The organism is Candidatus Tisiphia endosymbiont of Ceraclea dissimilis, assembly GCF_964030735.1.
Lineage (GTDB): Bacteria > Pseudomonadota > Alphaproteobacteria > Rickettsiales > Rickettsiaceae > Tisiphia.
In genome coordinates this window covers 1,024,997-1,043,989 of sequence record NZ_OZ034917.1, presented here as the reverse complement: position 1 = coordinate 1,043,989, position 18,993 = coordinate 1,024,997, and the positions used below count along the sequence as shown (strand labels likewise).

Here is an 18,993-nt window from a genome sequence, read left to right as displayed (position 1 = left end):
TTAAGTAAGAAATAAGATAAATATCTATGCGTTCAGCTATTATTGATATTGGGTATAATGCCGTAAGAGCTGTAGTTTATGAATGTGATAGACTTGGAGCTCCAGAAATTTTTAATGATAAATTTAAAAGTGATATTATTAATTTACTTAATCTAGATAATTTGGAAGTAAAGCATCAAGCATATTTGTCACTACAATATTTAGTACATATTTTTGATAGGTTATCAGTCACAGATGTTAAATGCGTTGCTACTGCTGTACTTAGAGGACATCCAAGAGCTGAAGAATTTAGGGAGATAGTTAAGAGAGAGTTTAATATTGATATTGAAATTATTTCTGGTGAACGTGAAGCTTATCTTACAGCTGCTGGGTTAATTTCTGGTATTAATGATGCTTGTGGTATCGCAGCAGACTTAGGGGGTGGCAGTCTTGAGCTTGTCCAAATCAAAGATAAAAAGGTGGGTATTTTAAAGTCTCTACCTTTAGGCACTAGCCTAATCACTACTAGCATAACCACTAATTTAGTCACTAATACTCACTTTGACAATATTGATATAATTAGTCAAATGATTAAGAAAGAGTTTGAAGGATTACATTGCCCAAATTTATATTTAATAGGAGGGGCTTTAAGATTAATGGGGCGTTCTTATATGGAATTTATTCATTACCCTCTTAAAAACTTACATAACCTTGAAATAAACCGTAAGGAATTTGAGCTATATCTTGAAAGATTGGCTCATGTTAATATGTTGAAAACACAATACAAGTCAAAAATTCATGGTAATGCAATTTTAGTGGCACAATCTATGTTAAATGTCTTTTCACCAGAAAAGGTAATAATTTCAAATTATGGTTTAAAAGAAGGTGTTAGATTTGATTGCCTTCCTGAAGAAGAACAGCAAAAAGATATTATTTATGAACGAATCAAGACATTAGTAAATTTTGACGAGGCTAGTTGCAATATCAAAAATTATACAGAAGTTATTAGACCTATCTTAATTCAACCAGATACCACAACAATTAGTATAATTGCTTTGGTCGTAATGCTTGCACAATATAATAAGAATATTGATAGAACACTGCGTTCTAATTTTATTGTTGAATTTATTCTATCTTCAGATATTCCTTTTACTCATCGTCAACGATTGATGATGAGTAACGCTCTTGCACTTAGCTATACATCCAAAAGTGATACATATATTAATAGGCTGGCAAAAAGAATGATTGATCAGTATGATTATTGTAACAGTCATGTAATAGGTAATTTTATAAAAATTGCTAGGGAAATTGATGGACCAAGATTTCAATCACCATCTTTTTCTTTTGAATTAAAAAATGATAAATATATTGAAATTTCTACACTAAATATTTTACCAAAACCAGTTTTTACCAAACTATGCGAATATCTAAAAGCTATAGGTTTTGCTCGAAAGAATATTTGTTGAATTTCTAAGTAACTTATCTAATACTAAATTAACTTATAAAAAACTTTAACTTTCTAGAATATGGCACAAAAAGCAATTAGAGTACCTGAAATACAGGAAAAGAATTATAGTTTTAGTGAATTTGTGAATAAATTGCCTTGTCAAAAACAAGAACATAATATCTTAAAAAATAGTTTTGATTTAAATAATCAAGCAATTCTATTTGAAGGTGATTGTATGAAATTATTAAAACAGATTTCAGATAACAGTATAAATTTAATAATAACATCACCGCCATATAACATAGGTAAGGAATACGAAAAAAAATTAGATATTAATAAATATTATAATTGGCAAAAAGAAGTCATCAATGAGTGTTATAGAGTGCTAAAAGATGATGGACATATTTGTTGGCAGGTCGGTAATTATGTAGAAAATGGAGAGGTAATACCTTTAGATATTTTATTATATCCTATATTTTCAGAATTAAAAATGAAAATGAGAAATAGGGTTATTTGGCATTTTGGACATGGATTACATGCTTCAAAAAGATTCTCTGGAAGACATGAAACTATTATGTGGTTTAGTAAAACCGACAATTATTACTTTGACTTAGATGCTGTTAGGATACCTCAAAAATATCCTAATAAAAAATATTTTAAAGGTAACAAAAAAGGGGAATTGTCTTGCAATCCAAAAGGTAAGAACTCATCAGATGTTTGGGATATTCCAAATGTAAAAAGTAATCATATAGAAAAAACGGAACACCCATGTCAATTTCCCGTCGGTTTAGTTGAAAGGTTGGTTTTATCAATGACAAAAAAAGATGATATTGTTTTAGATCCTTTTGTTGGTTCTGGTAGTTCTTTTGTTGCAAGTCTAAAAAATTCTAGAAAATGTATAGGGGCAGAAATAGATGAGAAATATATAAATATTTCAAAAAAAAGAATTAAAGAAACATTAAGCGGAACTAGTAGGGTTAGAGAAATGAATAAACCCGTCTATGAACCTGAAACAGTATGATATGAAAATAGTTTATGAATATTCTCATCTTGGAGGAAAGCAAATTTTACAAGTTGATTATCCTAAAATTTTTCAAGAAGTTCATGAATCAATAAAAGCGATAAATGATATAAAGAAAAACAAAATCAGCAAAGAGAAAGCAAATAAAGGAAAAATGCTTTATTCGCCAAAAGAATTAAATAATGCTTTTGCTCATATTTTTTTAATGAAGATAAGGCTGATGTAGGAATAGAAATAGTACCATGTCATAGTTTACAACAACAAATGTCAACAGGTGTTTCTTATGGAGAACAGCTTGTTTACGATATTGAAAGATTAAAAAGGCATTTCCCTGCTGTTCCTGTTTGTGTAATCCTGGTTGATATAGGGGAAAATATATAATCACCAAAATTACTATAAATTTGGATTGCTTTGTCGCCACTAAAGTGGTTTCTCACAATGACGTTTACACCCTTGCTGACAAAATATTTTTGGGTAATATAAGATACTGAAGAAGAAATTATGATAAAATGTACTCGCAAAATTGAATTTGATGCAGGTCATAGGGTGATCGGGCATAAGAATAAATGTCAATTTTTACACGGTCATCGTTATGTCCTTGAAGTTACCGCTGGATCTGATGTTACCAATAATCTTGGTATGGTTGTAGATTTTAGTTACCTAAAATCAGTAATAAAAAACTGGATAGATGATAATTTTGATCATAATATTATATTACATCAAAATGATAAAGAGATAGGAGATAAAATATGTGATTGGACTGGTCAGAAAATATATTATATGCAACAAAATCCAACGGCAGAAAATATAGCATTACACTTAAAGTTGGATATATTGCCAAAATTATTTACTAATAGTTCCTTTTTTATTACAAAAGTCAAATTATTTGAAACACCTAATTGCTTTGTTGAGGTATAAGTGGTACAAAGATGTTGTGTAATTTTAACTACGACCGATGACCAGCAAGTAGTAGACAAACTAACCATTAGTTTGTTGGAAGCAAATCTAGCTGCTTGCATACAAGTAGACAATATAGTCAGCTATTTTAAATGGGAAGGTAAGATATCTTCTGTACCAGAATTTCGTATTGTAGTAAAAGCCAAGTCTGATAACTACAATGCAATAGAAAAGATGATTATTGATATACACAATTATGATCTTCCTCAAATAATAAAGCTCGACATTCAAGATGGGCTACCGGCGTACTTAAACTTGGTAACTCAAAGTATCTAATTTTAAGAGAGTGTTTATTAGAATTAAGATTTACTCAATTATGGTAAAAAGAGTTGTAATTAGTTAGTACAGCTAGTTTTTATTATAGATATTCACCTGAAATCAGCAAAATAAGTTTAAAACACTCTTTAATTTAATTAAGTATAATAATGAAATTATGGAAAAAAGTTACATTGGGGTTAATCTTAGGTATAGTGTTTGGTATATATTTTCCTGAATATGTATCTTACATAAAACCGCTAGGAGATATTTTCCTGCGTTTGATAAAAATGATTATTGCTCCTTTAATATTTTTTAGTTTAGTAGCGGGTATAACTAGTATGAATGACCCTGCTTCTCTTGGTAGAGTAGGGTTAAAGGCGGTTGCAGCTTTCTTAGGCACGACCTTCTTTGCCGTAGTTTTTGGTATTACAGTTGCTCTTATATTAAAGCCAGGGCATGGTGTACATATTAACTTTGATGTTGCACAAACTATACCGCAAGAAAAATCCTTTAACATACTTAACTTTTTTGTAAGTATTGTGCCTGAGAATGTAGTAGGTTCATTTGCCAATTCTAATGTTTTACAAATTGTATTCTTTGCAATATTTTTTGGACTTGTGATAAATAAAATGGGTATTAGTGCTGAACCAATTAAGAATTTATTTCATATATTATCAAAAGTGGTGTTAAAAATGATCTCAATGATCATTCAGCTTTCTCCATATGGTGCATTTGCTTTAACGGCTTGGATAGTTGGTACTCAGGGCTTTGATGTAATGATTAGTTTGTCCAAATTAGTTGTTGCGGTAGTTATTGCTATGATATGTCAATATGGTATTTTTGGCATGTTAATTTATCTATTCTGTCGAATATCACCATTACCTTTTTATAGAAAAAGTCTAGAATATCAAGTGCTTGCCTTTTCTACTTCTAGTAGTAAAGCAACGCTTGCTACTACTATGCAAGTTTGTCGTGAACGACTAGGTATATCTGAATCTAGCACTTCTTTTGTATTACCACTTGGTGCATCGATAAACATGGATGGGTTTGCAATAAATTTAGCTCTTACCACTATATTCTTTGCCCAAATGATGGGTGTAGATTTAGCATTGCATGATTATTTAGTAATCATTATTACCTCAACTCTCGGGTCTATAGGTGGAGCTGGCATTCCTGGAGCTTCTTTAATAATGCTACCTATGGTACTGTCTTCGATCAATTTACCGATTGAAGGGGTTGCTATAATCGCTGGAATTGATAGGATATTAGATATGTTACGTACGACCATTAATATTACAGGGGATGCAACAATTACCTTGATTATCGATAATAGTGAAGGTACTCTGGATAAAGATACATATAACTCAATATAATTAGAATTTTGGTATTAGTGGACAATAAAAATATGATATAGTAACATGATGGTTAACCCGAGAAGGTGTTAGCAATAGTAAATTGGCATCATTATGAAAAAATGAAGGATATATGAAAGTAGAAAATGTTGAACTAAAAATAGGAGATAAAACCTTTAATTTACCAATCAAAAGAGCCTCAATCGGTCAAGATGTTATTGATGTTAGCAGTATATATTCATTAACAGGCTATTTCACTTACGACCCTGGATTTATGTCTACAGCAGCTTGTAAATCAGCTATGACATATATAGATGGTGATCAGGGGATATTGAGATATCGGGGATATGATATTAAAACATTAGCAGAAAGAAGTAATTTCTTAGAGGTATCCTATTTGCTATTAAATGGTGAATTGCCGACTATTGATCAATATAAATCTTTCTCTCAGAAAATTACTTATCATTCTTTGATTAATGAGCAGCTTAGAAATTTATTTATGGCTTTTTGTCCATCAGATCATCCTATGGCAATTATGCTGGCGGTGGTAGGCTCTTTATCTGCATTCTACCCGGATTTTCTAAATGTAGAAGAAAATGAACGTGAATTGATTTCTATTAGAATGATCGCCAAAATGCCAACTATTGCGGCAATGGCATATAAATATTCAATAGGACAGCCTTTTATCTATCCTGATAATAGTCTAGATTTTACTGAAAATTTTCTCTATATGATGTTTTCAACCCCTTGTGAAAAATATAAGGTGAATCAGGTAGTAAAGAATGCCTTAGATAAAATATTCATCCTTCATGCTGATCACGAGCAGAATGCCTCCACTTCAACAGTACGTTTAGCCGGGTCGTCCGGAGCTAATCCATTTGCTTGTATCAGTACTGGCATAGCTTCTTTATGGGGACCAGCCCATGGTGGAGCTAATGAGGCAGTAATTAACATGTTGAAAGAGATTGGCACCATAAACCGTATTCCGGAATATATCGCACGGGCAAAAGATAAAAATGATCCATTTCGATTAATGGGTTTTGGTCACCGAGTTTATAAAAGTTATGATCCAAGAGCAATTGTACTTAGAGAAACTTGCAAAGAAGTATTAGATGAGTTAGGGAACCGTAATAACCCCTTATTACAAATTGCTACTGAGCTTGAAAAAATTGCTCTCAATGACCAATATTTTATCGATCGCAAGCTTTATCCGAATGTTGATTTTTATTCTGGTATTATTTATCAGGCTATGGGTATACCATCACAGATGTTTACAGTATTGTTTGCTATGGCAAGAACTGTCGGCTGGATGGGGCAATGGAAAGAGATGCATGAAGATCCAGAACAAAAAATTAGCAGACCTCGGCAATTATATACTGGGTATGTACAAAGAGAATTTATGCCTTTTGATAAAAGATAAAAGAGTTTATGTAGCTATTAAGTCAATTGATGAGAAATTGGTGACGTCGTTGCTCCATTGCTCCTTCTACCCAATTTTCCTGAATTGACTATATCCTAACCTAAATTTCTTGTAACTTCCATAATTTTTTGTATAGACTATGTTTATTACGAATTAATGTAGTATGTGTGCCTTCTTCAATAATTACCCCTTTATCTAGCACAATTATCCTATCCATATGTTTTAAAGTAGATAAGCGGTGGGCAATTGCAAGCACAGTCTTTCTTTTATCTTGAATTAGGAAGTTAAGACTATCTTGGATAAAACGCTCGGTTTGACTATCAAGTGCAGAAGTTGCTTCATCTAAGATCAAAATAGGTGCATCTTTTAGAATAGCTCTCGCTATTGCTATCCTTTGCCGCTGTCCACCAGATAATTTGATACCTCGCTCTCCAACATAAGTATTATACTCTTCTGGCAATGTTGTAATAAATTCATGGATATGTGCCTTTTTGCTTGCCTCAATTACTTCCGCCTCAGTTGCTTCTTGGTTCCCATATCTGATATTTTCCATCAGCGTTCGATGAAATAACAAAGTGTCTTGAGGGATTACCGCGATATTTTGTCGTAATGAATCCTGAGTAACATTGTCAATATTTTGTCCGTCTATTAAAATTTGACCATTTGCCACTTTAAAATAACGTAACAAGAGATTAATAAGTGTTGATTTGCCGCTACCAGAATGACCGACTATTCCTACCTTTTCACCAGGACTAATAGAAAAAGTCATATCTTTAAAGATCAGCTCTTTGTTATAACCAAAATTGATATTTTTAAATTCAATAATAGCTTTATCAACTATTAGCGGACTTGCACTAAATTTATCCAAATCCTGCTGGTTGATAGTAACTAGTGACAAAGCACTTTTCAGCTCACCCATTGATCTGGTAAAATTCTGCAATGAAACTGTTGCATCCCAGATATCTTGTGCAACAATCAAGGCAATACCAAAGACAAAAGCAAAATCTCCAACAGAAATTAAGCCATGTATTCTCAAATGCAGCATATAGAATGGAATAAAACCAATTAAAGCAAAATAGAAGCACATAGCTACTATTTGAGTCTTAAAGTTATATTTGTATGCTTTTACCTGTTTGGGAATAAAATCATTTAATATATTATTATCTAGTGCCTTTAATTCTCTTGTCCTAGAAGCAAAAGAAAAAAGTGAAATAATATTAGTAATTTTATCGGCAACTTGTCCAATTATAAAATGCTTACTTTCTGATTCTAAGCAAGATAGTTGGTTTAATTTAGTTGAGAGTTTATACATAATTGGTATGTAAAAACTACACCATATTAGTACAAATATGCCAAGATTTGTGTTAACAAGGCTAAGGGCACAAAAATTTACAACACATTTAAAAAACTTTTGCAGCAATCCGTAATGCATTTCCGCCCAGAATTTATCATATCCATCCAAAATGCCTTTGATTTTGCTGCTGATAGCTCCTGTAAAATTTTCTTGGAAGAACGGATAAGAATGATGCTGAACATAGTCATATGATTGAAGCAATATAGAACACCGAACATAAGGTACCGCTTTCCATTCAGATATGTTACTGATACGCCAAACCAAATCTAATATCACTTGTGCAGACATGAATATTACAATCGGCAGTAGAACTAACTGGTAAGTTAAATTTTCTTGCCCAGCTATTGTATCAAGAAATAATTTAATCGCATAATAATTAGCAGACGGGTAAAAACTACTTACAGTAGGAGCAAGTAGCATAGCCATATAAAACCATTTATATGGTTTTATATGGTGCCAAAAAAATGTAATAATAGATTTATTTTGCATGAGTTATTTTTTGTTTAAGAATTAGAATAACTAATTATTCCAAATTCGGTTATATCTATATATAACAGATTTTTTTGCTCCACTAATAGCTGTTTTCATTATTTTTGCGGTATTGGTTATTTTTTTTTATTCCTTAACTCAGTACATTACTGTTGCAACACATCGTTATTGCGAGAAGGCGTAAGCCGCACAACTGTTGAAAGTTAGAAGAGGAAGCGGTTTTAGACCGAATAGTTTAAAAGTCGTATGTGGTCAACGTCTATTAGCGAGAAAGACCGTAGGTCGACGAAGCAATCCATAAAAGTAACCAAAGATGGATTGCCACGACCTACTTGCGTGGTCTCGCAATGACGTATATGCACCCTAAACGTCATTGCGAGGGGTGCTAAAGTACGACAAAGCAATCCTGTTTTGTGTCACCCCTGCGAAAGCAGAGGTCTTAGATTCCCGCCTACGCGTGAATGACAATGGAAAGCGGGAATGAAATAATTTGTCGGAGAGGTTTATTCATTACTTCCATGACAATATTTATATTTCTTACCGGAACCACAAGGACATATCTCATTTCTAGCCACCTTTCCCCAACTTGATTGATCTGATGGTATTCTATCCTGTGGATTGACTTGAGTTTTAATAGGTTTAAGCTGAGTTTCAATACTAATCCCTGCATTATATTTACTAAAAGCAGGGTCTTCCCTAGTTTCTCGCATGGTCTTTTGCAGTGTTTTGTTTGCCAAAGACATTGATTCTTTTTTAATGTGGCTAGTATCCATATGAAGATGACAAACTTTCTGGATAAATAGCTCCTTCAAATTATCAAGCATTTGTTCAAATAAATTGAACGCTTCTCTTTTATACTCGTTAAGTGGATCTTTCTGAGCATAAGCCCTTAGTGATATACCTTGTCGTAAATGATCTAAATTATGTAAATGATCTTTCCATACTTGGTCTAAAGTTGTTAGTAGAATATATTTAATTGCGTCATTCATCAAGTCAACGCTATATGCTTCATTCTTTGCCTGGTATAGGTCATTTACCATTTGCACAACATTAGATGTCACCTCTATTTCGGTGACATTAGCCTTGGTTATAGATTCTTGATTTAGTTTTACAGCAAAAATACGTTGCAACTCTCCTGTTAAAGCATTTACATCCCAGTCTTCCCTATAAGAACCGGGGGGAATGAAAGTTAATACCACTTTTTCTACTAGTTCTTTTGTCATGCTAGCTAAAAAATCATGGGCAGAGTTTGATGCAATGATATCAGTGCGTTGTTCGTAAACTATCTTACGTTGATCGTTCATAACATCGTCAAAACGTAATAAATTTTTACGTATCTCGTAATTATGTCCTTCAACCTTCTGCTGAGCCTTCTCAAGTGAACGGCTAATCATAGGGTGATGGATTGCTTCACCATCTTTTAAACCTAACGTTCTTAGGACTCCAGAAATACGATCTGAAGCAAAAATACGCATAAGGTCGTCTTCTAGAGACAAGAAGAATTTTGTACTACCTGGATCACCTTGTCTACCGGCTCTTCCTCGCAACTGGTTATCTATTCTACGACTCTCGTGTCTTTCGGTACCTATAACAAATAACCCTCCAGCCTCTATTACCCGCTGCTTCTCTTCAGATATTTGCTCCTTTATTTTGATCATTTCTAATTGATACTGTTCCTCAGGTAGGTTTTGTAGAGAAAGTTGCTCTATTAGCATTTCCGGATTACCACCAAGCATAATATCGGTACCACGACCTGCCATATTTGTCGCAATAGTCACAGCTTTAAATCGTCCAGCTTGAGCTATAATAAACGCTTCCTGTTGATGAAATTTTGCATTTAAAACATTATGGGTTATTTTATTTATGGTAAGTAACTTAGAAATTTCTTCAGACTTCTCTATACTAACCGTTCCAACCAAAACAGGTTGACCGCGATCATAACACTCTTGTATTAATTTTATAATAGCTTGATATTTATCGTGTTTATTGCCGTAAATTTCGTCATCATAATCAATCCTAGTGATTGGATTATGAGTAGGAACAGCTAGTACATCAAGATTATATATGTCCTTTAACTCTGTAGCTTCGGTCATTGCCGTACCAGTCATGCCTGATAATTTGGGATAATTCCTAAAATAGTTTTGAAAAGTAATAGAAGCCAAAGTTTGATTTTCGTTTTGAATTGGCACATGTTCTTTTGCCTCTAGTGATTGGTGTAACCCTTCAGAATAACGTCTACCTTCCATCACCCGCCCAGTAAATTCATCAATAATCATCACTTTACCATCACGCACCAAATAATCAACATCACGATTGAAGAGAATATGGGCTCTCAATGATTGATTGACATAATGAACCAAACTTAAATTCTCAAAATCATAAAGGCTTGAACCTTGTTCAATAAGATTATTGGTCACAAGCATTGATTCTACATGAGTTATACCATCCTCAGTAAGATTAACGGTTCGTAATTTCTCATCTTTTTCGTAATCTTCATCTTTAAATTGACAAACCAATTTATCAATCTTAGTGTATAAATCCGAGCGATCATCTACTGGACCCGATATAATTAGTGGAGTTCTTGCTTCATCAATTAAAATTGAGTCAACTTCATCAATAATAGCGAATTTAAAGGGACGAAGTACCTTAGAGTCTTCGCTATATTTCATGTTATCTCTGAGAAAATCAAAGCCAAGCTCGTTATTAGTTGTATGAGTAATATCTGCTCTATAGGCATCATGTCTCTCTTTGTCACTGATATTAGCAACGATACACCCAACAGATAATCCTAAGAAATTATATATCTTCCCCATCCACTCAGCATCACGTTTTGCTAAATAATCATTTACCGTAACAACATGTACTCCTTCACCAGTAAGAGCATTCAAATATGCCGGTAATGTGGCAACTAAAGTTTTTCCTTCCCCTGTACGCATTTCAGTAATCATCCCACGATGCAATATCAATCCACCAATTAGCTGAACATCAAAATGCCTCATTCCATAGACTCTTCTTGCAGCTTCTCGTACGACAGCAAAAGCTTCATAGGTTAGGTCATCTAATGACTCCCCATTTTTTAATCTTTGCCTAAATTGCTCTGTTTTATTTCTCAATTGATCATCAGAAAGCTTTTGTATCGATGGTTCAAGCAAATTAATCTTTTCAATTTCTAAAAATAGTTTTTTGATATTTCTATCGTTTGCTGTGCCGAATAATTTTTTAAGTAAAGAAAACATTTATATCCTAAATTCTGTAAATAACCTTATAAAATAGGGTATTTTATAATATTTATCAAACAAATTGTAAATAGCTATTGACGTCAGGTGGTTATCATTATAAAATCTAGCCATAATAATAAATATAAATGGATAACAAATGAAAAGAATATCTATAGCTTTTTTATCTGCTAGCTTACTTGCGAGCAGTGCTTTCGCTAACGAAGATAAAGTTGTTGCTACTTATAAAGGTGGCGAAGTAAAAGAATCGCAGATTATGCAGCAATTCCAGTCTTCTTTAGATAACCAACCAAGTGCTAAAGGTAAGAAATTTTCTGATCTTAATGCAAATATACAGAAAATGTTAGTTCATGGTTATATCGATACAAAATTGCTTGAGCAAGAAGCTAAAAATTCTAATATTGAATCTTCAAAAGAATTTCAAGCTAAATTGAATATAGCGAAAAACCAAATGATTCAGCAAGAATTGATGGAGCGTTATGTAAAATCTCATGTTGATGAGAAGATGATTAATGCTGAATATGATAAACTAGTTGCTAGCTTAAAAGGAAAAGAAGAAGTAAAAGTAAGCCATATTTTGCTTGCAACTGAAAAAGAAGCAGTAAATATAAAAAATAGGCTTAATAAAGGAGAAAAATTTGCTAAGCTTGCTAAAGATTTGTCAAAAGATGAAGGTTCTAAAGAAAATGGCGGAGAAATAGGCTATATTACTTCTGGACAATTAGTACCTGAATTTGAAAATAAAGCATTATCAATGAAAGTAAATGAAATCTCTTCTCCGGTTAAAACTCAGTTTGGTTGGCATATTATTATGGTTCTTGACAAAAGACCTGCACAGATACCTTCTAAAGAGGAAGCTACCGCTAATATAACCAATAGGCTTAGTAGGGATGCTATATTAAAGTATGTCGCTGATCTTGAGAGTAAAGCTGATGTCAAAATAATGTTACCACAGTCACAAGTAACAGATGAGACTAAAAAATAGCCTAGTATTATATTCAAAGATGTGCTAAGGGTAGAGATCATGCTTTAAAACAAGTTTTGGTCTCTTTACCTCTTTGCAAACGCTAGACCTTTGTAGTCAATTCAGGAGAATTTGGGGTTAGGAACGATGGAGCCTATAAGTAATAGGCAAGCATTGAGCGATGACGTCACCAACTTCTCATCAATTGACTATAGACCTTTAGTAAAAAACGGCCAGATAGCTCAGTTGGTAGAGCAAAGGATTGAAGATCCTTGTGTCGCTGGTTCGATTCCTGCTCTGGCCACCATCTTTAACAAATGAAATTTGCCAAAAAGCTTCTTGGTCTATTTAGTGACTCGCCTTGCAAATAACCTTCATGGCAATTTAAAAATTGCAGAAAATAATTGATATCATTGCGAGCCATCGTAGGTGGCGTGGCAATCCATAAAAGAGTAGAGATTGCTTCGTCGGCTAACGCCTTCTCGCAATGACAACTTTCTAATTATTACCTTTTTAAACTAACGTATGTGTACGTAAGGTGAGTAACTAATTAATTGAACTATAACACTAATCGGGTTAGCTATATTTAAGTATACGTCTTGATTTGCAATAAAACTCTGATATTATGCAAATTGAAAAATTTAATTGTAACGCATAATTTACAGCTAATTGCATGACAATTAGCAATTGGGATAATCGTCGACTGATGAATGATATCTTCTCTAGTACATTACCTATTCTTTTAATTCCATTACTTGGTAGTATTATCAAAAGGAAATGGTTAACTTCTGAAGAATTTTGGAGGGGGATAGAAAAATTATCGTATTTCTTTCTTTTTCCTATCATGCTTTTCAATAGTATATCCGTAGCTGATTTAAATGCATCTTCTATAATAAGGCTGGTACTTGCATTAATCATCTCCTCTTCTATTATTGCTGTTGCTTTAATTATTTATCAGAAAAAAACCAACTTTGATAAAATTCAGTTTACTTCAACCTTTCAAGGGGCAGTACGCTATAATAATTATATCTTTTTTGGCGTTAGTAGTCCTCTTTTGGGGCAAGAAGGACTTGCTATAGTATCGGCGATTGCATCCTATATGATTATTTTTACCAATATCATATCAGTAATGATTTTCTCACATTATGTTCCTGATAGTTCTGTAGCTCAGAGTTCTAAAACTAGCTTTATATGGACACTTAAATTAATAGTACAAAATCCCTTGATTATCGCTAGTATTATTGGGTTCCTTTTTAATTATTCTAATTTAGAATTACATCTTATCATAAAAAAAACCTTATCTACCCTATCTGATTCTGCTTTAGCTATAGGTATGCTTAATGTTGGAGCAGGTCTTAAATTCTTTATGCGTGGTACGATTCTGAAAAATGTATTATTTACTAGTTTTGTTAAGTTAGTGGCTTTTCCTATTGTTACAATAATAGTATTGTCATTAATGTCAATTACTGGTACTGCTAAATCAGTTGGGGTTCTATATAGTTGTTTACCATGTGCCAGTACCTCTTATGCTTTATCACGTCAGCTTGGTGGAGACCCAGAATCTATGGCATCAATTATTACTTTCACAACACTTTTTTCAATAGTTTCATTGTCAGTTCTGATGTGGATAAATATCTAATAGTAGAAAACTTGAAGTAATTAAGGAGTAACATTTATGGATGAAATGAATAAAATAAATTATCTCAAAGCCTTAGAATATCATAGCAATGGAAAACCAGGCAAAATTGCTATTGCTGCAACTAAGCCTTTGGATACTCAACAGGACTTGGCTTTGGCTTATACGCCAGGGGTAGCAGCACCATGTCTTGAAATTGCTAAGAATATAGATGACGTTTATAAATATACGGCTAGAGGTAACTTAGTTGCTGTAATAACTAACGGTACAGCCATTCTTGGTCTTGGTAATTTGGGGGCAGCTGCGTCAAAACCGGTAATGGAAGGAAAAGCTGTTTTATTCAAGAAATTTGCTGATATTGATTCTATCGATCTTGAAATAGATACTACTGATCCAGATGAGTTTATTAATGCCGTAAAATATCTTGGTTATAGTTTTGGCGGTATTAATTTAGAAGATATTAAATCTCCTGAATGTTTTATAATTGAGGAAAAATTAAAAAGCTGTATGCAGATACCAGTTTTTCATGATGATCAGCATGGAACGGCTATTATTGCTGCAGCAGGTCTTATTAATGCGGCATATATTACCAATCGTTCATTGGATAATTTAAAAATTGTAGTAAGTGGTGCAGGGGCGGCAGCGATTGCTTGTATTGAATTACTAATTGCTCTTAGTGTCGACAAAAAAAATGTTATACTATGTGATAAAATGGGGGTTGTTTACAAGGGTCGAAAAGAAGGGATGAATGAATGGAAGGAATTATACGCTGTCGAAACCGATTTGCGTACCATAAGTGATGCTATGAAGTCAGCTGATGTATTCCTTGGTTTATCTTCTAAAGGTGCGGTATCAAAAGAAATGGTAGCTAGCATGGCTCAAAATCCCATTATTTTCCCGATGGCTAACCCAGACCCAGAAATTACTCCAGAGGATATACAGTCAGTTAGAAGTGATGCGATTATTGCTACAGGACGCTCTGATTACAATAATCAGCTTAATAATGTTATGGGATTCCCGTATATTTTCCGTGGAGCTTTAGATGTTAGAGCTACTACTATCAATCAGGAAATGAAAATAGCTGCAGCCCTTTCTTTAGCGGAGCTAGCAAGACAAGCTGTACCCGATGAAGTTTATAAAGCATATCCTGGTAGAAAAATGATTTTTGGTCCAGAGTATATAATTCCTGTGCCATTTGACCCAAGATTAATTACCACTGTTTCGATGGCAGTAGCTAAGGCAGCTATAGATAGTGGGGTTGCTAGAATTACAGATTTTGACTTCAAGAATTATGCAAAGGAATTGGAGAGCAGACTAAATCCTACCTCGCATTACATGAATCTGTTATTTGAAAGAATCCAACAATCAGTGCCTAAAAGAGTAGTCTTTGCTGAGGGCGAGGAGGAAGAGGTAATTAAGGCTGCTATTATTATGCGAGATGCTGGTTATGCTCACCCTATCCTAGTGGGTAGGTATGATAAAATATCTGCTGTTTTAAATAAAATAGGTATGAATTATGATTTAGATGGTATTACCGTAATGAATGCGGCTATTAACCAAAATCTTAATAAATATATAGATACTCTTTATAGCCAATTACAGCGTAAAGGGTATTTATACCGTGACTGTGCTAGACTTGTTAAAAGTGATAAAAATATATTCTCAGCTATCATGATAGCTTGCGGTGATGCAGATTGTATGGTTACTGGCGTAACAAAGAGCTATTATAATAGTTTAGAGGATATTATGAAGGTGATGGAACCCAAAAAGAATAATAGAATATTGGGATATTCTATTATGATTACCAAGGAACATAATATAATTATTGCTGATAATAGCGTGACTGAACTACCAAGTGAGCAAGATCTTGTAGAAATAACTTTGCAAACTGCCAGTATAGCAAGGAATATAGGAATGACTCCAAAGATTGCTTTACTTTCCTTCTCAACTTTTGGTAATCCAATGAGAGAAAAGGCAAATAGAGTAAGGGAAGCTGTTAGAATCCTAGATAGGATGAATCTAGATTTTGAATATGATGGTGAAATGTCAGCTGATGTTGCTCTAAACCCCAATTTACGTAATTCGTATAAGTTTTGTCGGTTATCAGGTTCCGCTAATGTCTTGATTATGCCTGGTTTGCATTCAGCTGCAATCTCAACACAACTATTACAAGAATTAGCCAGAGGTGTTTTTATCGGACCAATAATTAATGGTTTTGAATATCCGGTACAAATAGTACGAATGGGGGCATCAGCAAGTGAGATAACAAAAATTGCCACATTTGCTTGTATAGATGCAATAAACCTTTAGGATAATTTAGAGACCGCCTGCAATAACTAAAGTAATTCTATTTTTGTTATTCCCGCATAGGCGGGAATCTAGACCCCGCACTGAAGCAGGGGTGACACAAGAAAGTAATTTGTCATTCCCGCTTCGGTGCGGAATCTAGCCCCCTACTTACGCATGGGTGACACTAAGTTAAGCAGGTCAGATGGTTTTATTTCAGGATATTTTTCTGGTCTAGCTAAAAAATAACCAATATTTTCGTTGTCAGAATGCATTTCTATATAAGAGCCATAAATACGATTATCAAAACCACCATCTTTCTGTTTCTTAATAAACCGCTTTGCTTCAATTTGTTCCATCGATAAGTTGTATTCTTTACTTAATGCATAAATTACTTCAAGCAAATCAGCTAGTTCTTCAGAAACTTCATCGGGTGTTTGGGCATCAATCACTTCTTGTGATTCTTCCAACAATTTATCCTTAAGACGCTGGATATATTCATCTTCTTTCATACTACGTTCAAATACCGAAACACCACGAGACCGCATAATTCCTGGTACCAAATCACGAATGAGTTTATCCATTTTAAAACAATATTTTCTTGTCATAATTTTTTCGTTATAATTTTTTGTAATAGTAACTCACCATACACATAACCCTGTTACAAAAATAATTTTCTAAAATAATATCTTTTGTTATTAGTGGCACTAAATATTTATGCTATATTTATTTTATAACTGATATAGGGTATTAATTAAGAGCGTTTTTATGGCAAAAATTAAAATAACAGAAAAAGAGAGAGATAGCTACATATCAAATAAATCATTTTTGGAACATGTTTTCATATATGCTATTAAAGCTGGGGACAATAAAACACTTGAATTGTTAAATAGTAGGTGTCCTAATTTCAATTCTAAAATTAAATCAGAAGATTTATTTCAAGCATTAACGCCCCTAGTCGTAAGTGATAAACATGCAAAGATAGTAAAATTAATAATTAACAAATTTGGTAGTAATTTAAGTCAGCAAAGAGATACAAGAGAGGCAACTTTACTTGATCAAGCTGCTTGCTATGGAGCCGCAAAAATTGTAAAAATCTTACTTGCAAATAAATTTGATCCTAATAATCAAGATTTTTATGGACATACTGCGTTACATCGTGCAGTAACTGTTAATAGTATAAAAACTGTTCGTTTACTGATTAAACATCCTGGAATAGACTTAAATATTCAAGATCAGGACGGCAATACACCACTTCACTTAGCAATTTTTCATAAGGATTATTTAATATTAGGAGAATTAAAAAATGTAGGAGCAAAGCAAAATGTAGCAAATAAAAGAGGTTACAATTATGTTGAACTCCATAAGGCGTTGGTGAAAGAAAGTGCTAAAGTTACAATGCCAAACTTACAACCACCTGAGGAAAAAGAAAACGCCAAATTCTATGAAGGAATGACAAATTTTTATAAGGGTATTTTATCGGATGAAAATCAAGTAGAATATTTTGTTAGGGCTATCAATAGTATAAAAACCTTCCTTAATGGATTGCCAATATCTGACACAAAAGACTTTGCTAGTGAAAGCTTAGTGGCATTAGTTAAATTATATGAATACTATAAATATAAAGATTGTAAAGATAGTAATAAATTACAAAAATATATCATAGATAAAGCAAGAGCTTTGGGGGTGTATGATGTTTTAGCAGTATTACATAATATAAACGAAAAAATTGAGCCTGAGTGTAGTAAACAGGAGTCGGGACTGTTAATTGCATCAATGAGTTTATATGATGATACAGTAGTACCAGTTGGTTCTTTATGCTTTAGTAATGATGATGGTATGAATTTAACTGTAGGATAGATTAGTTTTTTAAGTTATTTTATAAAAAATGGTTCCTATTTTCTTATATTTAGATCATAATCCGTCGTTGTTGTTCATGGGAAAAGATCAAAAAGTAATAATAAATGACTATTGACAAAAATATACCAAATTATCTGACGATAGCTCGTATAGCGGTTATTCCAATTATTGTAATGACCTTTTATCTAGATAGTTCTAAGCTTGCTCATAGAATTGCAGCGATATTATTTATTTTAGCTAGTATTACTGATTTTTTTGATGGTTATCTTGCTAGGAAGTTTGATTTAGTATCAGGATTTGGTAAAATGTTTGATCCTATAGCTGATAAATTATTAGTAGGTTGTGTAATTATAATGTTGGTAAAAAAAGGAGTTGCAGGAGAGATACCGTGTTTATTAATTTTGGCTCGTGAATTTTTGGTGGCTGGGTTACGTGAATTTTTAGCTTTAATTCAAGTAAGTATTCCTGTATCTAGATTAGCTAAGATTAAAACATTTACCCAAATGTTTGCTTTGTCAGTATTAATTCTTGGTTCTAAAGGTTCGGGTATAATTCACATGGATTTAATAGGGCAAATAGCTTTATGGATTGCCGCACTTCTGACTGTCATAACAGGATACTCATATTTGCAGGCTTGCAGTAAATATTTTTAAACAAGTAGGCTTTTGTAAAAAAATTGATTACCAAAAAGCAATATTACTATTAGTTCGTTTTTTCTTTTAAAATAATTATTC

The 18,993-nt window shown here is 33.1% G+C and carries 16 protein-coding genes and 1 tRNA gene; 14 read left to right on the top strand and 3 right to left on the bottom strand.

From position 1 onward, the window contains the following. The first annotated feature begins 26 nt into the window (after positions 1–26). The 8 genes from ACQH1V_RS05050 to ACQH1V_RS05015 all read left to right on the top strand — a co-directional run bounded on the left by ACQH1V_RS05050 (position 27) and on the right by ACQH1V_RS05015 (position 6,434). Positions 27–1,445: a Ppx/GppA family phosphatase gene (locus ACQH1V_RS05050; RefSeq protein ID WP_425360066.1), complete on the top strand. Its 1,419-nt coding sequence runs from the start codon at positions 27–29 to the stop codon at positions 1,443–1,445. A 60-nt stretch (positions 1,446–1,505) separates the two neighbouring features. Further along, complete coding sequence (locus tag ACQH1V_RS05045; RefSeq protein ID WP_425360065.1) at positions 1,506–2,447, top strand: DNA-methyltransferase; 942 nt, start codon at positions 1,506–1,508, stop codon at positions 2,445–2,447. A gap of 1 nt (position 2,448) precedes the next feature. After that, entirely contained in the window at positions 2,449–2,673 is a 225-nt protein-coding gene (locus tag ACQH1V_RS05040; RefSeq protein WP_425360064.1) for a hypothetical protein, read from the top strand. A gap of 2 nt (positions 2,674–2,675) precedes the next feature. After that, positions 2,676–2,828, top strand: coding sequence for a hypothetical protein (locus tag ACQH1V_RS05035; protein WP_425360884.1), 153 nt, complete (start codon positions 2,676–2,678; stop codon positions 2,826–2,828). A gap of 120 nt (positions 2,829–2,948) precedes the next feature. Then, positions 2,949–3,365, top strand: a complete 417-nt coding sequence (locus tag ACQH1V_RS05030) for a 6-pyruvoyl trahydropterin synthase family protein (protein WP_341748635.1) — start codon at positions 2,949–2,951, stop codon at positions 3,363–3,365. Beyond that, entirely contained in the window at positions 3,366–3,680 is a 315-nt protein-coding gene (cutA, locus tag ACQH1V_RS05025; RefSeq protein ID WP_425360063.1) for a divalent-cation tolerance protein CutA, read from the top strand. It abuts the gene before it with no gap. Between the two features lie 149 nt (positions 3,681–3,829). Beyond that, complete coding sequence (locus tag ACQH1V_RS05020; RefSeq protein ID WP_341748633.1) at positions 3,830–5,035, top strand: dicarboxylate/amino acid:cation symporter; 1,206 nt, start codon at positions 3,830–3,832, stop codon at positions 5,033–5,035. A 112-nt stretch (positions 5,036–5,147) separates the two neighbouring features. Further along, entirely contained in the window at positions 5,148–6,434 is a 1,287-nt protein-coding gene (locus ACQH1V_RS05015; protein WP_341748632.1) for a citrate synthase, read from the top strand. A gap of 100 nt (positions 6,435–6,534) precedes the next feature. Here ACQH1V_RS05015 and ACQH1V_RS05010 read toward each other — a convergent pair whose 3' ends face one another. Then, positions 6,535–8,277 carry an ABC transporter ATP-binding protein gene (locus ACQH1V_RS05010; protein ID WP_425360062.1) on the bottom strand — a complete coding sequence of 581 codons (1,743 nt, stop codon included), beginning with the start codon at positions 8,275–8,277 and terminating at the stop codon, positions 6,535–6,537. A 503-nt stretch (positions 8,278–8,780) separates the two neighbouring features. Next, the gene (secA, locus tag ACQH1V_RS05005; protein WP_425360061.1) at positions 8,781–11,513 is read right to left on the bottom strand and encodes a preprotein translocase subunit SecA; all 2,733 of its coding nucleotides are present in this window, start codon (positions 11,511–11,513) and stop codon (positions 8,781–8,783) included. A 139-nt stretch (positions 11,514–11,652) separates the two neighbouring features. On the opposite strand from secA, the gene ACQH1V_RS05000 reads away from it, so the two are divergent. The 4 genes from ACQH1V_RS05000 (at position 11,653) to ACQH1V_RS04985 (ending at position 16,423) form a co-directional block, all read left to right on the top strand. Next, entirely contained in the window at positions 11,653–12,498 is an 846-nt protein-coding gene (locus ACQH1V_RS05000) for a peptidylprolyl isomerase (RefSeq protein WP_341749224.1), read from the top strand. A 210-nt stretch (positions 12,499–12,708) separates the two neighbouring features. Continuing rightward, positions 12,709–12,784 (top strand) — tRNA-Phe (locus ACQH1V_RS04995). Positions 12,785–13,183: 399 nt separating this feature from the next. After that, complete coding sequence (locus ACQH1V_RS04990) at positions 13,184–14,116, top strand: AEC family transporter (protein WP_094648722.1); 933 nt, start codon at positions 13,184–13,186, stop codon at positions 14,114–14,116. A gap of 36 nt (positions 14,117–14,152) precedes the next feature. Then, positions 14,153–16,423: an NADP-dependent malic enzyme gene (locus tag ACQH1V_RS04985; protein ID WP_341749225.1), complete on the top strand. Its 2,271-nt coding sequence runs from the start codon at positions 14,153–14,155 to the stop codon at positions 16,421–16,423. A gap of 143 nt (positions 16,424–16,566) precedes the next feature. On the opposite strand, the gene ACQH1V_RS04980 is transcribed toward ACQH1V_RS04985, so the two are convergent. Further along, a complete protein-coding gene (locus tag ACQH1V_RS04980; protein WP_425360060.1) occupies positions 16,567–17,007 on the bottom strand; it encodes a nucleoside triphosphate pyrophosphohydrolase in 441 nt (146 codons plus the stop codon). 160 nt (positions 17,008–17,167) lie between these two features. On the opposite strand from ACQH1V_RS04980, the gene ACQH1V_RS04975 reads away from it, so the two are divergent. After that, a complete protein-coding gene (locus ACQH1V_RS04975; protein WP_425360059.1) occupies positions 17,168–18,259 on the top strand; it encodes an ankyrin repeat domain-containing protein in 1,092 nt (363 codons plus the stop codon). A gap of 104 nt (positions 18,260–18,363) precedes the next feature. Next, positions 18,364–18,912 (top strand): CDP-diacylglycerol--glycerol-3-phosphate 3-phosphatidyltransferase, encoded by a 549-nt coding sequence (gene pgsA / locus ACQH1V_RS04970; RefSeq protein WP_094648700.1) that lies wholly within the window; start codon positions 18,364–18,366, stop codon positions 18,910–18,912. The last annotated feature ends 81 nt before the right edge of the window (positions 18,913–18,993 follow it).